12 protein-coding genes are annotated in these 13,310 nt (G+C 70.9%); 8 read left to right on the plus strand and 4 right to left on the minus strand.

From position 1 onward, the window contains the following. Positions 1–25 precede the first annotated feature (25 nt). Positions 26–1,342: a crotonyl-CoA carboxylase/reductase gene (gene ccrA, locus ABGB12_RS18890; protein ID WP_347679634.1), complete on the plus strand. Its 1,317-nt coding sequence runs from the start codon at positions 26–28 to the stop codon at positions 1,340–1,342. 92 nt (positions 1,343–1,434) lie between these two features. On the opposite strand, the gene ABGB12_RS18895 is transcribed toward ccrA, so the two are convergent. Continuing rightward, a complete protein-coding gene (locus ABGB12_RS18895; protein WP_347679636.1) occupies positions 1,435–2,703 on the minus strand; it encodes a helix-turn-helix domain-containing protein in 1,269 nt (422 codons plus the stop codon). Positions 2,704–3,265: 562 nt separating this feature from the next. On the opposite strand from ABGB12_RS18895, the gene ABGB12_RS18900 reads away from it, so the two are divergent. Beyond that, positions 3,266–4,555: a HAMP domain-containing sensor histidine kinase gene (locus ABGB12_RS18900; RefSeq protein WP_347679638.1), complete on the plus strand. Its 1,290-nt coding sequence runs from the start codon at positions 3,266–3,268 to the stop codon at positions 4,553–4,555. Here the strand turns inward: ABGB12_RS18900 and ABGB12_RS18905 are convergent. Continuing rightward, a complete protein-coding gene (locus ABGB12_RS18905) occupies positions 4,531–5,304 on the minus strand; it encodes an alpha/beta hydrolase (RefSeq protein ID WP_347679640.1) in 774 nt (257 codons plus the stop codon). The genes ABGB12_RS18900 and ABGB12_RS18905 overlap by 25 nt on opposite strands. A gap of 104 nt (positions 5,305–5,408) precedes the next feature. Further along, positions 5,409–5,978 carry an RNA polymerase sigma factor SigE gene (gene sigE / locus ABGB12_RS18910; RefSeq protein WP_347679642.1) on the minus strand — a complete coding sequence of 190 codons (570 nt, stop codon included), beginning with the start codon at positions 5,976–5,978 and terminating at the stop codon, positions 5,409–5,411. A gap of 286 nt (positions 5,979–6,264) precedes the next feature. On the opposite strand from sigE, the gene ABGB12_RS18915 reads away from it, so the two are divergent. Continuing rightward, entirely contained in the window at positions 6,265–7,833 is a 1,569-nt protein-coding gene (locus ABGB12_RS18915; protein WP_347679644.1) for an acyl-CoA synthetase, read from the plus strand. Here the strand turns inward: ABGB12_RS18915 and ABGB12_RS18920 are convergent. Then, positions 7,823–8,842 (minus strand): glycosyltransferase family 4 protein, encoded by a 1,020-nt coding sequence (locus ABGB12_RS18920; protein WP_347679646.1) that lies wholly within the window; start codon positions 8,840–8,842, stop codon positions 7,823–7,825. The two genes, ABGB12_RS18915 and ABGB12_RS18920, sit on opposite strands and share 11 nt — an antisense overlap. Positions 8,843–8,969: 127 nt before the next feature. Between ABGB12_RS18920 and ABGB12_RS18925 the strand changes: the two genes are divergently transcribed. From ABGB12_RS18925 to ABGB12_RS18945, 5 genes are all read left to right on the plus strand, one after another. After that, positions 8,970–9,689, plus strand: a complete 720-nt coding sequence (locus ABGB12_RS18925; protein WP_347679648.1) for a PIG-L family deacetylase — start codon at positions 8,970–8,972, stop codon at positions 9,687–9,689. After that, complete coding sequence (locus ABGB12_RS18930) at positions 9,686–10,714, plus strand: lysylphosphatidylglycerol synthase domain-containing protein (RefSeq protein WP_347679650.1); 1,029 nt, start codon at positions 9,686–9,688, stop codon at positions 10,712–10,714. Before ABGB12_RS18925 ends, ABGB12_RS18930 begins: the two co-directional genes overlap by 4 nt. A gap of 62 nt (positions 10,715–10,776) precedes the next feature. Continuing rightward, positions 10,777–11,643 carry a serine/threonine-protein kinase gene (locus tag ABGB12_RS18935; RefSeq protein ID WP_347679652.1) on the plus strand — a complete coding sequence of 289 codons (867 nt, stop codon included), beginning with the start codon at positions 10,777–10,779 and terminating at the stop codon, positions 11,641–11,643. Positions 11,644–11,896: 253 nt separating this feature from the next. Further along, positions 11,897–12,421, plus strand: a complete 525-nt coding sequence (locus ABGB12_RS18940) for a hypothetical protein (protein ID WP_347679654.1) — start codon at positions 11,897–11,899, stop codon at positions 12,419–12,421. A gap of 59 nt (positions 12,422–12,480) precedes the next feature. After that, positions 12,481–13,302: a patatin-like phospholipase family protein gene (locus ABGB12_RS18945; RefSeq protein WP_347679656.1), complete on the plus strand. Its 822-nt coding sequence runs from the start codon at positions 12,481–12,483 to the stop codon at positions 13,300–13,302. Positions 13,303–13,310 lie beyond the last annotated feature (8 nt).

Below are 13,310 nucleotides of genomic sequence, written 5' to 3' on the forward strand. Positions count from 1 at the left end.
GGCGCGACCAAGCTGAGGAAGAAACATGTCTGAACTGCTCCAGGCCGTGATCAACGGCGCCTCCCCCGAGGAGCTGCTCGCCACCGAGCTTCCCGAATCGTTCCGCGCCGCCCACACACTGCGCGACGAGGTGGGGATCTTCGAGGGCGAGACCGACAAGGACGTGCGCAGGTCGATGCACGTCGGCGAGGTCGCCATGCCGGAGATCGCGCCGGACGAGTGCATCGTCGCGGTGATGTCCGCGGCGATCAACTTCAACACCGTCTGGTCGGCGATCTTCGAGCCGGTCCCGACCTTCGCCTTCCTGGAGAAGTTCGGCCGCCAGGGCTGGTACGGCGCCCGCCACGACCTGCCGTACCACATCCTCGGCTCAGACGGCTCGGGCGTCATCGTCCGCACCGGTGTCGGCGTCAAGAACTGGAAGGTCGGCGACAAGGTCGTCATCTCGCCCGCGTACGTGGACGAGGAGGACCACGCCTCCTACGACGACGGCATGATGACCGAGACCCAGCTCGCCTGGGGCTTCGAGACCAACTTCGGCTCGCTCGGCGAGTTCTGCGTCGTCAAGGCCAACCAGCTCATCAAGAAGCCGGCCCACCTCACGTGGGAGGAGTCGGCGTCCAACACCCTGTGCGCCGCCACCGCCTACCGCATGCTGGTCGGCAACCACGGCGCCCGGATGAAGCAGGGCGACGTCGTCCTGGTCTGGGGCGGCACCGGCGGCCTCGGCTCCTACGCCACCCAGCTGGTGAAGAACGGCGGCGGCATCCCGGTCGCGGTCGTCAGCTCCGAGGACAAGGCGGCCCTGGTCCGCAGGCAGGGCGTCGAGCACGTCATCAACCGCAGCGAGCTGGGCCTGGGCTCGGAGGGCTTCCGCAACCGCAAGGCCGGACGCATCCTGGGCGAGGCGATCCGCGCGCAGGTCGGCGAGGACCCGCAGATCGTCTTCGAGTACCTCGGCGCGGAGACCTTCGGCACCTCGGTGTACGTGGCCAAGCGCGGCGGCAAGATCGTCACCTGCGGCTCCTCCACCGGCTACCAGCACCAGTACGACAACCGCTTCCTGTGGATGCGGCTGAAGAGCATCGTCGGCTCGCACGGCTTCAACTACCACGAGGCCGTCGAGACCAACCGCCTGATCAGCCTCGGCATGATCCACCCGACGCTGTCGAAGGTCTTCGACCTCGACGGCGCGGGCGAGGCCACCCGGGCCGTCCAGACCAACCAGCACGTCGGCAAGGTCGCCGTGCTGTGCGCGGCCCCCTCCGAGGGCCTGGGCGTCGACGACCCGGCGCTGCGCGAGAAGATCGGCGAGGACAAGATCAACCTCTACCGCGGCTGAGGCCGGCGGAGGCGCTCGAACGCCTGATGGGGAAGGCCACCCGCGGACGTCCGCGGGTGGCCTTCTTCGGTGGTGCTCGGTACCGGTGGTGCTCAGTAGCGGCGGAAGGTGATGACCTCGCCGCTGACCGCGCGCTGCTGCTCCCCGGAGCCGGTGGAGGCGGTGCTGCCCTGCTGGAGGCGGCGGGCCCGCAGGACGATCTCCAGCTCGAAGCGGAGGTCGGGGTCCAGGAGCTGGTCGCCGAAGAGCTCCTCCAGCTGCCGCAGCCGGTAGCGGACGGTCTGCGGGTGGACGTGCAGGCGCATCGCCACCTCGTTGGCGTTGCGGCCGGACTGGAGCCAGGCCAGCAGGGTCTCGGCGAGCCGGTCCTGCTGGCTGTTGCGCAGGTGCGCCAGCGGGGCGAGGCGCAGCTCTGCCAGCGAGCCCAGCAGCGTCTCGTCCTGGAACAGGATCAGCGTGGACATGTGGTCGACGCACCGGATCACGCCGTGGGCCTCGATCACCCCGCGCTGGGCGAGTTGGAGCATCTGGCGGGCCAGCAGCATGGAGCGGGCGGCCTCGGTGACCGGGACGGTCGGGCCGATCACCCCGCTGCAGTCGGCCAGTGCCCGGTCGACGAGTTGGGCCCGGCCGGGTCCGTCGGGGTCGGGGATGATCAGCGACGGCTGGGTGCGGCTCAGGTCGGACAGCACGTCCGGCGGGAAGGCCGGGGGCCGGGTGTCCTGGTGGCGGATGTCGAGGGCGACCGCGGCGACCGTCCTGGGCACCTGCCAGTGGGCGGCGGCGGCCAGGTCCGCGATGGCCTCGGGGCCGGCGGAGGGGTCGCTGAGCATCAGGTCCAGCAGCCGCCTGCGGCGGCGCTGCATCTCGCCCGCCGCGGCGGCGCGGGCCTGGTGGTAGCCCTCGGCCGCGGACTTGGCGATCTCGTTCTGGTGCAGGAAGACCGCCTCGCCCAGGGCCGCGATGACCCGGGGGTCGAGATCGTAGGCGTTCTCCGAGAGGCGCCGCCAGGCGACCAGGCCGCCGATGCGCATGGCGGCCTGCAGCGGGTCGAGGCTGCGGCCCTCGCCGGCCTCTCCGCGGCCGATGGCCTGGAAGAACTCCGAGTCCGGAGGGCCTCCGGAGGCGGCGATGCGGTCGACGAAGTGTTGAAGCGCGCGTTCGACGATCGTCCTGAGCATGATCGCGTATGGGCCGTCACCCCGTGAGTACTCACGGACCTGGGACTGGATCTCCGCGATCATCTCCTCGGCGAGGGAGTCGAGATGCGGTTGGATGTGCTCGGCCAGCTCGCTGGGGATGTTCCCCCAGGGGATTTGATCAGGACGGGTGCGAGCGGGGAAGCTCGCCTCTGCTGTCACGCGGTGACCTCCGTTCGGCACTGGCCCCGCGCGCCTTGGGGCTGTCGGTCAAGCTCGCCACGGATGTGGCCGAAGAGGGGTTTGTTACAGGACTGTGGGGCAAATCATGTCCCGAGGTGTCCCAGATCGCCAGTGTAGGTGCGGTGGCGACCAGGATCGGCCGGGTTGGGAGCGCAACTTGTGATGAACTTCTCGCCTCCTGAGCCGCCCGCCGCCTCTCGGGTGGAAGGGGCGTCCTCGGCTCGGGAGCGGAACCGCTGGCGGAACGCTCTTTATCAGATGCTGCTCGCCGGTCAGGGCTCTGTGAAGGTGTGGTATTGCGCATAGTCTGTTCGTGCCTTAATTGTTACTAAACTCCTCCATTTTCCTTTTTGGGAGCGTTCCCGGCGTCAGCGGATCAGGCTCCGAAGAGGATTCTCGTGACATGACCCCGTCATGGGCGATCTGGTGCTTCTCCCGTGACTCCCGGTGATTATCGTCAGAAGAGGCGTCGCATCCGGGGGGACGTATGAGGCTGCGGCCGCGGTCCATCAGGGCCCGGGGTACATTGCTGGCCACCATCGTGGCCGCCGTGTTGCTGTGCACGCTGGGGGTGACGGCCGCGTGGCTCTTCCGGACGCTGACCTACGAGGAGGCCCAGAGGTACGCGGAGAGGACGTCGGCGAGGGTCGTCGAGGACGTGCGGTCAGGGTCCCTCGGGCCGAAGATCGAGGCGGACCCGAACGCACCGATAGTCCAGGTCTTCGACGCGAACGGCAAGATGATCGCGGCTACACCGAGTGCCGTGGACCGGCCTCCCCTCAGCACGATGCGCCCGTCTCCCGATGATCGCACGGCCACGTTCGCCCGGTGCTTCCCCAGCGGGAACTGCTATGTGGTCCGGGTGGTCAGGACCGGCGGCGAGCCCGACGCCCCGGTCGTGATGGTGGGGTCTCCGCTGCCCCGGTTCCTGGCCAGCGGGCTGGGCGACCTGTTCAACGCGCTGGTGGTCGGCGCGGCGATCGGGCTGGTCGGGGTGCTGAGCTGGGTGGTGATCGGACGGGCGCTGCGGCCGGTGGACGAACTGCGCGCCCAGTACGAGGAGATCAGGGCCAGCGACCCGAGCCGCCGGATCCCCGAGCCCCAGGGGGAGGACGAGATCTCCCGGCTGGTGCGGACCGTCAACCGGACGCTGGACCAGATGGAGCGGGCGCTGGAACGACAGCGGCAGTTCGCGTCCGACGCCTCCCACGAACTGCGCACCCCGATTGCGAGCCTGCGCGCCAATCTGGAGGACGCGCTGCTGCATCCCGATGACACCGACTTCCGCGAGGTCGCCGAGGCGGCGCTGCGGGCCACCGACCGGCTGGAGCTGATCGTCACCGACCTGCTGCTGCTGGCCCGGATCGGCACGGGCAGGGAGAACTCGGAGGACCTCGACCTGAGCCTGCTGCTGCGCGGCGAGGTGAACCGGGACGTGGCGACCGACATCGAGCCCGGGCTGCGCGTCCACGCGGTCAGGAACGAACTGAGCCGGCTCTTCTCCAACCTGCTGGACAACGCCCACCGCTACGGCGGAGGCGAGATCAGGTTGGCGGCGCGGCGGCACGGCACCGAGGTCGAGGTCGCGGTCACCGACGAGGGGCCGGGCATCCCCGAGTCGGAACGGGAGCGGATCTTCGGCCGGTTCACCCGGCTCGACACCGCGCGCAGCAGGGAGGCCGGGGGCACCGGGCTGGGCCTGGCGATCGCCAGGGAGGTGGCGCTGGCCCACGGGGGCAGCCTGAGGGCGGAGGACACGCCCCGGGGCGCCAGGTTCGTGCTCCGGCTGCCACTGCTCCCGGAGGATCAGGAGCCGACGGCGGACCGCTGACCTTCGGCCGCGGCCACGGTGCGCCGGATGATCCCGGCGGCGGCCTCGGGTCCGCAGCCCCGGGGGAGGTCCCCGCAGCCCGGCAGCCACATGTGGCGGACGTGCGGGAGCCTGTCGCGGGCGCGCAGCGCCTCGGGCGGGGGCGTCCGCCGGTCCCTGCCGCCCCACGCGAGCGTGACGGGGACGTCCGCCAGTTCCCCGGTGAACCGGGCGGGTCGGCGGGGACGGGGCGGGGCGGGCTCCCACATCACCTCGGGGTCGACGACCAGTGCCTCGGCGTCGGCGGGGTGAGGCCGCCCATAGAGCGTGCGGAATCTCAGCGACTCCTGGAGCGGGGACGCGAGGAGCCGTTCCAGGACGGCTCCGGGGAGGGAGGCGCCGAGCCTCATCGCCTGCAGGACGGCGTCGGCATAGCGGGGGCCGGTCCGGGGGGCGAATCCGGAGGGGGAGAAGGCCGTGGCGGAGGCGACGAGGGCACGTTCGGCGGCCTCCAGCGCGAGCAGCCCTCCCAGGGAGTCGCCCGCGATGTGCGGGATCCCCAGCCCGAGGCCGGAGAGGGCGAGCTCCAGGTGGAGGATCAGAGAGCCGGGCTCGGAGTCGGGGAGCCCGTCGGGGGTGCCGCCCAGCACGATGATCTCGTGGTCGCGGGCGAGCAGGTCGGACACCGGTTCCCAGTCGGCGCGGCGGCCGGGCCCGGGGAGCAGGACCAGAGGCGGTCCTTCGCCCCGGCGTTCGAAGACGACGTCCATGAGCGGAGGCTAACCGCCGGTAACTACCCGGTCATATGTCCTATGTCACAAGAAATCGCTGAAAATCAGCGCAAAAGTGACATGGAAACTAATGCGGCGAAACTTCAGGACACGGCAACCTGAGCGGGGAGTTCCTCCGCCGCCCGCGCCGCCGGGTCCCGGTGCTCCAGCGCCATGCGCAGCTGGGCGCGGCCCCGGTGGATCCGGCTGCGCACCGTGCCGATCTTGACGTTGAGGGTCGCGGCGATCTCCTCGTAGGTCAGGCCCTCGATGTCGCAGAGGACGACCGCGACCCGGTACTCGGGGGCCAGCGCGTCCAGGGCGCGCTGGACGTCGGCGTCCAGCGCGGCGTCGTCGAGGATCTGGTCGGGACCGCGCTCGCGGCTGCGCAGGCGCTCGGCGGCCTCGTCGGTGAGGGCGTCGAAGCGGATGCGCTGGCGGCGGCGGGCGCCGTCGAGGAAGAGGTTGGTGGTGATCCGGTGCAGCCACCCCTCGAAGGTGCCGGGAGTGTAGGAGGACAGGGAGCGGAAGACCCGGACGAAGACGTCCTGGGTGAGGTCCTCCGCGTCGTGCCTGTTGCCGGTGAGACGGTAGGCCAGCCGGAAGACGCGGCCGGAGTGCTGGGAGACGATCTCCTCCCAGGTGGGCGGGGTCCAGGCAACCGGTGTGCTCACTTCGCATCGCCCCCTTGCGTGGTTGCCGAATCGTTATGCACAGCATGTCGATTCATCCATAAGACCGCTGTTAACTCCACCGCTTTTCGGGGGTGTTCACCGTCACTCTGCGCCGGTTCCCCTCATGAAGGTTGCGCAATGGGCCCTCAAGGTGCAGAAGTCGGGCAGAAGTTGAGTTCTGTGATGGACCTAACCGAGATGTTTTGTCAGCAGAGTCTTGCTGTGTAACGCGAGCGAAACGGAAGATGTCCGGAACCCGCGTCCACAACCCCCTCGGAGGCGCCGCATGTCCACGTACAACCTGGCCGATCTGCTGGAGATCATCGCCGGTGCCGCACCGGAGCGGGAGGCCCTCGTCGCGGGGGACGTCCGGCTCACCTACGGCGAGCTCGACGCCAGGGCGAGCAAGGCGGGGCACCACCTGGCGGCCCAGGGCGTACGGCCCGGGCAGCACGTGGCGATCCTGGCCTGGAACCGGGCCGAGTGGCTGGAGGCCTTCTTCGGCATCTTCAAGATCCGCGCGGTGCCGGTGCCGGTGAACTACCGCTACGTCGCGGGCGAGCTCCATCACGTGCTGAGCGACTCCGAGTCGGTCGCCCTGATCGCGGAGCGCTCCCTCCTGGCGAACGTCGACCGCGCCACGCTGCCCGGACTGCGCCACGTGATGGTGCTCGAGGACGGCGGGGAGAACGAGGTCCCCGACTCCGTCGAGTACGAGGCGGCGCTGGCCGCGCAGTCCGGCGAGGCCGACTTCCCCGAGCGCTCCAACGACGACCGGTACATCATGTACACCGGCGGGACCACCGGCTACCCCAAGGGCGTCGAGTGGCGCAGCGAGGACATCTTCTTCGGCGCGCTGGGCGGCGGCAACGTGCTGGGCGACCCGATCGGCAGCCCCGAGGAGATCGCCAAGAGCGGCTCCGCCGACCCGACCACCACGCTCGACTGCGCCCCCGTCATGCACGGCGCCGGCCAGTGGGTGGCGATGATGGCGCTGTTCAGCGGCTCCCGGCTGGTGCTCTACACCGACCACGCCTTCGACCCCGCCCGCGCCCTGAAGCTGGTGGAGGCCGAGAAGGCCAACGTCGTCATGCTCGTCGGCGACGTCATGGCCCGTCCGCTCGCCGCCGAACTCGGCAAGGGCGGCTACGACATCTCCTCGGTCTTCGCGATCGCCTCCGGCGGCGCGCCGCTCACCGAGGCCGCCAAGGACGCCATCAAGGAACACCTGCCGTTCGCCATCTTCCTCGACAACTACGGCGCCTCCGAGACCGGAGCGTGCGGCCCGTCCGTCGGAGGCAAGGAGGGCACCGCCCGCTTCCAGATGAAGCCGGGCATCACCGTCCTGGACGACGAGCTCAAGACCGCCGGGATCGGCGAGGTCGGACGGCTGGCGCGCAGCGGCCACATCCCGCTCGGCTACTACAACGACCCGGCCAAGACCGCGAGCACCTTCTTCACCGACGCCGACGGGGTGCGCTGGTCGGTGCCGGGCGACTTCGCCGTCCGCGAGGAGGACGGCACGATCGTCCTGCTCGGCCGCGGCTCCCTGGTCATCAACACCGGCGGCGAGAAGGTCTACCCCGAAGAGGTCGAGGTGGCCATCAAGGACCACCCGGACGTCTACGACGTGGTCGTCGTGGGCCTGCCGGACGAGCGGTTCGGCCAGCGGGTCGCCGCCGTGGTCGCGCCCGTGCCCGGCGCCGAGGTCACCCTGGAGAGCCTCGTCGAGCACTGCCGGGGCAGGCTCGCCGGCTACAAGCTGCCCCGCGAGCTCCAGATCGTCGGCGAGGTGCAGCGGACCGCCGTCGGCAAGTCCGACTACAAGTGGGCCAGGTCGGTCTTCAGCGCCTGAGCTCGTACAGCTCCTCGAACGCGGCGAGCACCGAGGGCCACGTGCACCGCGTCGGCTCGGTGGAGCCGTTGTGCGAGGCGATCCCGTGCCGGAGCTCCGCGTCGCCGACCAGACGGACCAGCGCGTCCGTCAGGTCGGCGGCGCACGAGCCGAGCAGGCCCTCCTTCTCGGGCCGGACGAAGTCCGCGACACCCGAGCCGGCGTGGGCGACGACGGGCAGCCCGGCCAGCCTGGCCTCCAGCGCCGCGAGCCCGAACGACTCGCGGCGGGCGGGCGCGACGAACACGTCAGCGGAGGCCAGCACCTCGCGGACCTCGGCGCGCTCCAGCCGTCCGGTCATCCGCACCCATCCGTCCATGCGGTGGCGGCGCAGGTACCGGCGCATGGCCGGGGCGGCCGGGCCGTCTCCGACGACGACCGCGCGGATCGGCACCCGCCGTCCCGTGTCGCGCAGGATCCGCAGCAGGGCGAACGGCTCCTTGCGCGGGGCGAGCCTGCCCACCGCCGCGACCTGGACCGCGCCGGTGGGCAGCCACGGCCGGATCTCCCGCCACGGCCGGGTGTCGATGCCGTTCGGCACCACGTGCACCGGGACGTCCAGGGCCCGGCGGATCGGCCGGGCCGCGGCCTCGCTCACCGTGCTCACCGTGACCCCGTCGCCGATCAGCCGCCGGTAGAGCGCGCCGATCCCGCCGTCCCACAGGCTGTGGACGGTCACCACGGACGGGACCTCACGGCAGGTCGCCAGTGCCCGCCACGCGAACGGCGACACCACCCCGGCGTGGACGTGCAGGACGTCCGGCGCGAAGTCGCGCAGGACCGAGCGGAGCGAACCGCCGACGGGCAGCCCCCAGGGAACGCGCGGACCCACCCGTATCAGTCCGTCATGGGGCGAACCGGGTGTCGCGGTCGCCACCCGGACGTCGTGGCCCGCGGCCCGCTGGACCGCCGCCAGTTCGTCCACCTGCACCTCGATCCCGCCGAGCCGGGGCAGGAAGCAGTCGCTCACATGGAGGATCCTCACCCTGGGGAGTCTCAGCAGCGGGCGGGCCGCAGACCGGTAACGGCGTCCGTGCTGGCCCAGTCTTGACCCGGGCCAGGAAAGATCTTCAGCCGGTGCCGGGAATGGAGCCAGGGTGCGGACCTGCCTGTTCTTCCACGCCCATCCCGATGACGAGGCGCTGCTGACCGCCGGGCTGATGGCCCGGCTGGCCGCCGAAGGCCATCGGGTGGTCCTCGTGGTCGCCACCGCGGGGGAGGCGGGGCCGTCCGCACCGGCCGTATCGGGTTCCAGGCCGCTCGGCCTGGTCCGGATGGACGAGCTGCGCGAGTCGGCCCGCCGTCTCGGCTGCCATCGCGTCGTCTGCCTCGGCTACCGCGACTCCGGCCTCGACGGCCGGGCCGAGGGGGGCTTCGCGTCCGCGCCGGTGGCACAGGCGGCGGAACGGCTCGCGCGGCTGCTCAAGGAGGAGCAGGCGGACCTGCTGACCGTCTACGACGAGAACGGCGGCTACGGACACCCCGACCACGTCCAGGTCCACCGGGTGGGAGTGGCGGCGGCGGAGCTCGCCGGCACCCCGGTGGTCCTGGAGGCCACCGCGGACCGGGACCGGCTGCTGCGCTGGACGCGCCCGCTGCGGCGGGTGCTTCCGGATTGGAGGAGGGCATACACACCAGGAGCACAGATAACCCACCGCGTCGACGTCCGCCGGTACGCCCGCGTGAAACGCGCCGCGATGGCCGCCCACGTCAGCCAGGCCTCCGGAGGACTGCGCACCCTGTCCGTGCTGCGGCGGATGCCCCTGCCGCTGTTCCGGCTGGCCTTCGGGGTCGAGTGCTACGTGCGGCGGAGTTGAGCCGTTCTCATACCACGGGATGGCGCAGGCCGCTGCTCTCGGCGCTCTCCCTCGCCTTCGGCGCGGTGCTCGTCGCGTTGATGCCGCGGCTGGTCGGCGCGAACTGGAGCGCGGTCTGGCACAGCCTGTCCGGGCTGGACCCGGGCACGCTGGTCCTGCTGTTCGGGCTGTGGGCGCTGGGCTTGTGGGCCTACACCTATGTGCTGACCGGTTCGCTGCCGGGGCTCGGCCACGGCCGCGCGTTCATGCTGAACGCGGCGGGCAGCGCGGTCAGCGACCTGCTGCCGCTGGGCGGCGCCGCCGGGGTGGCCGTCACCTTCACCATGGCCAGGACCTGGGGGTTCTCCAACGCCGCCGTCACCGTCTCGACCCTTGTCAGCGGCGTCTGGAACATCTTCGGGAGGCTGCTGCTGCCCGCGGTGGGCATCGGCGCGCTGCTGCTCGTCGGGCAGGCGCCCGACAGGCGACTGGCCTTCGCCGCGGGCACCGCCGCGCTGCTCCTGCTCGCCGTGGCGCTCCTGCTCGCCGGGTCGCTGCGCTGGGAGTGGGCGGCGCGCACGCTCGACGCCTGGCTGGAGAGGCTGGCCGGCCGGCTTCCCCGGCGTCCGGCGCGGCTGCTGCGCGCGCTCGGCGGTTCGCTGCTGCGGATCCGCGAGCTGACCCTGGACGTGCTGCGCGAGTCCTGGCTCTTCCTGACCCTCGGCATGACCGGATACCTGCTGCTTCAGGGCGTGCTGTTTCACGCCTGCATGTGGGCGGTCGGCGACACGCTCCGCCTGGCCGAGACCATCGCGGTGTTCGCGCTCAACCGGGCGCTCACCAGCGTGGTCCTCACCCCCGGAGGGACGGGCGTGACCGAGACCGGAACCGCCGCGCTGCTCGTGTACTTCGGCCTGGACGCCCCGGCGGCCGCGGCTTCGGTGCTGCTCTACAGCTTCTTCACCTTCCTCATCGAGATCCCGGTGGGAGGGGTGGTGTGGGCCTACTGGCTGGGTCGGCGAGCGGGGAAACTGACCGACTCTTGAACGGACGTCACAGTTGAGACCCGCCCAAAACGGGCAAGTGTCAAGACAAGTAGGCCGGAAACGTGCGAGACGGGGGTCGGGACATTCTTGTCGCGGGAAGGTACCGGCTACTGGAAGAGGTCGGCAGGGGCGGCATGGGCGTGGTCTGGCACGCGCATGACGAACTGCTCGACCGCCCGGTGGCCGTGAAAGAGATCCTGTTTCCGTCCAATGCGGACACCGAGCGGCAGCGCAGGCTGTGCCGGCTGCTCACCAGAGAGGCACGCTCCATGGCGAGGCTGAGCCATCCGGGCGTCGCCGGGGTCTTCGACATCCTGGTCGCGGGAGGACGGCCGTGGATGGTCATGGAAATGGTCGAGGCGCCCAACCTGCAGCAGATCATCGACGAACACGGGCCACTGGCCCCGCGCGAGGCGGCCGAGGTGGGAAGGCAGCTGCTGTCGGTCCTGCGCGCCGCGCACGCCCAGGGCATGCTGCACCGGGACGTGAAACCGAGCAACGTGCTCATCCACCCGGACGGGCGGGTCGTGCTCACCGATTTCGGGCTGGCCATCGACCTGGCCGACACCGAGCCGAGGCTCATGGAGTGCTCCCCGGCCTACGTGTCGCCCGAACAGGCCTTCAACCAGCCGCTCAGCGAGGCGTCCGACCTGTGGTCCCTGGGAGCGACGCTCTACACCGCCGTCGACGGACGTGCGCCCTACCGGCGCGCCGGCGCGCTGGCCTCCATGCTCGCCGTCCTCACGGACGACTACCTGCCGCCACGCCACGCCGGGCCGCTCCGTCCCGTCATCGACGGGCTGCTCCGCAAGGACCCGGAGGAAAGGCTGACCGCGTCCCAGGCCGCACGCCTGCTGGAACGCATGGGGCACACGGGCCCCCGCATGCTCAACCTCTTCCGGCCCGCCCGGACCGTCGCGCGTGCTTGAATCCTGAAGGATCCGGTGGATCCGATGTGTCGGGTGGTGCGTCTCATCGGCAAGGGCAAACCTCAGGGAGAGCATACGGATGCCTGTGATGAGTCGGTCTAACCCTCTAAGACGGACGCATGGCACTCATGGTTGTGGCAGGACCGGGCGAGTTCGTCCGCACGGGGGACTTCACGCACTGCTCGCCTTCGACATCTGCGCCTTCGGAGACCTGAAGCGCAGCCAGGAGGATCGGATCTACCTGCGTTCCACCATGTACACGCTGGTCGAGGAGGCGTTCGCCGCCTCGGGCCTGCCCTGGGACCACTCCTACCGGGAGGACCGCGGCGACGGCATGCTGCTGGCCCTGCCGGGAGGCCTTCCCACCGCCCTGCTCGTCGACCCCCTCGTCGGCGAGCTGAGGGTCATGCTGCACGCCCACAACCGCCGCGCCAGCGAGGGCTCCAGGCTGCGGCTGCGGATGTCGCTCGACGCGGGGCACGTCACCCACGACGGGTACGGGCTCGTCGGCAACGTCGCCAACAAGCTGCACCGGGCCCTGGACGCGCCCGCGTTCAAACGCGAACTCGTCGCCTCCTCCGCCGACCTCGGGGTGATCGTCTCGGACTTCGTGTTCGGCGAGGTGGTCAGCGGGCGGTTCGAGGCCGAGTTCTACCGGCCCATCGAGGTCGCGGTGAAGGAGACCAACGCCAGGGCCTGGGCCTGCTTCCCGCACGGCACCTGGGACCCGGCGCTGCCGCCCGTCACGCTGGTGCCCCGGCCCGTCGCCGGCGCGTGAGGCGGCGTGGGCCGGGAGGCCTTTGACCGGAGGGAGAACCGGACGCCAGACTGGGCGGCATGAGCAGAGCGCTGATTCTCGGTGGTGGCGGGGTGGCCGGTATCGGCTGGGAGGCCGGACTGGTCACCGGGTTGAGGGAGAGAGGCGTCGACCTCGGCGAGGCCGACCTGATCGTGGGCACCTCGGCGGGCTCGGTGGTCGGCACGATGATCCGCCAGAAGGCCGACATGCGGGAGCTGGTCTCCCAGGTGGCCGAGGCGGAGGCCGACGCCGCGCCGATGGTCGTGGACATGGAGAAGGTCATGGAGGCCTTCATGTTCATGTTCGACACCAAGGCGGACCCCGTCGAGTCCCGCCGCAAGATCGGCGAGCTGGCCATGCAGGTCACCGGGGACGGGTCCAGGCTGGCCCAGATCGCCGACCGGCTGCCCAGCCACGAGTGGCCGGCCGAGCCCCTGATGATCACCACGGTGGACGCCGAGGACGGCTCCTTCCACGTCTGGAAGGCCGACTCGGACGTCCCGCTGCCGCTGGCCGTCGCGTCCAGCTGCTGCGTGCCGTGCGTCTTCCCGCCGGTGGAGATCGGCGGACGCCACTACATCGACGGCGGGGTGCACTCGATCACCAACGCCGACCTGGCCGCCGGGCACGACAGAGTGGTGATCATCGAGCCGCTGGGCCACCTGACCCCCCGTTCGACGCTGCGCGCCGAGCTGGAGCGGCTGGGCGCGGCCGAAACCGTCGCGCTCGGCCCCGACCAGCCCGCCATCGAAGCCTTCGGAATCGACGTCCTGAACCCCGGCCTGTGGCTTCCCGCCTTCGAGGCCGGGCTCCGGCAGGCCCCGGAGGTCGCGGATCAGGTCGCCGAGGTCTGGAAGTGACCCATTAT

The sequence above is a fragment of the Actinocorallia sp. B10E7 genome, from assembly GCF_039871655.1.
Lineage (GTDB): Bacteria > Actinomycetota > Actinomycetes > Streptosporangiales > Streptosporangiaceae > Actinocorallia.

Coding starts and splice junctions, on each gene's coding strand:
- ccrA (WP_347679634.1), top strand. CDS start 26: ATGTCTGAACTGCTCCAGGCCGTGATCAACGGCGCCTCCCCCGAGGAG.
- ABGB12_RS18905 (WP_347679640.1), bottom strand. CDS start 5,304: ATGGACGTCGTCTTCGAACGCCGGGGCGAAGGACCGCCTCTGGTCCTG.
- ABGB12_RS18915 (WP_347679644.1), top strand. CDS start 6,265: ATGTCCACGTACAACCTGGCCGATCTGCTGGAGATCATCGCCGGTGCC.
- ABGB12_RS18940 (WP_347679654.1), top strand. CDS start 11,897: ATGTACACGCTGGTCGAGGAGGCGTTCGCCGCCTCGGGCCTGCCCTGG.
- ABGB12_RS18945 (WP_347679656.1), top strand. CDS start 12,481: ATGAGCAGAGCGCTGATTCTCGGTGGTGGCGGGGTGGCCGGTATCGGC.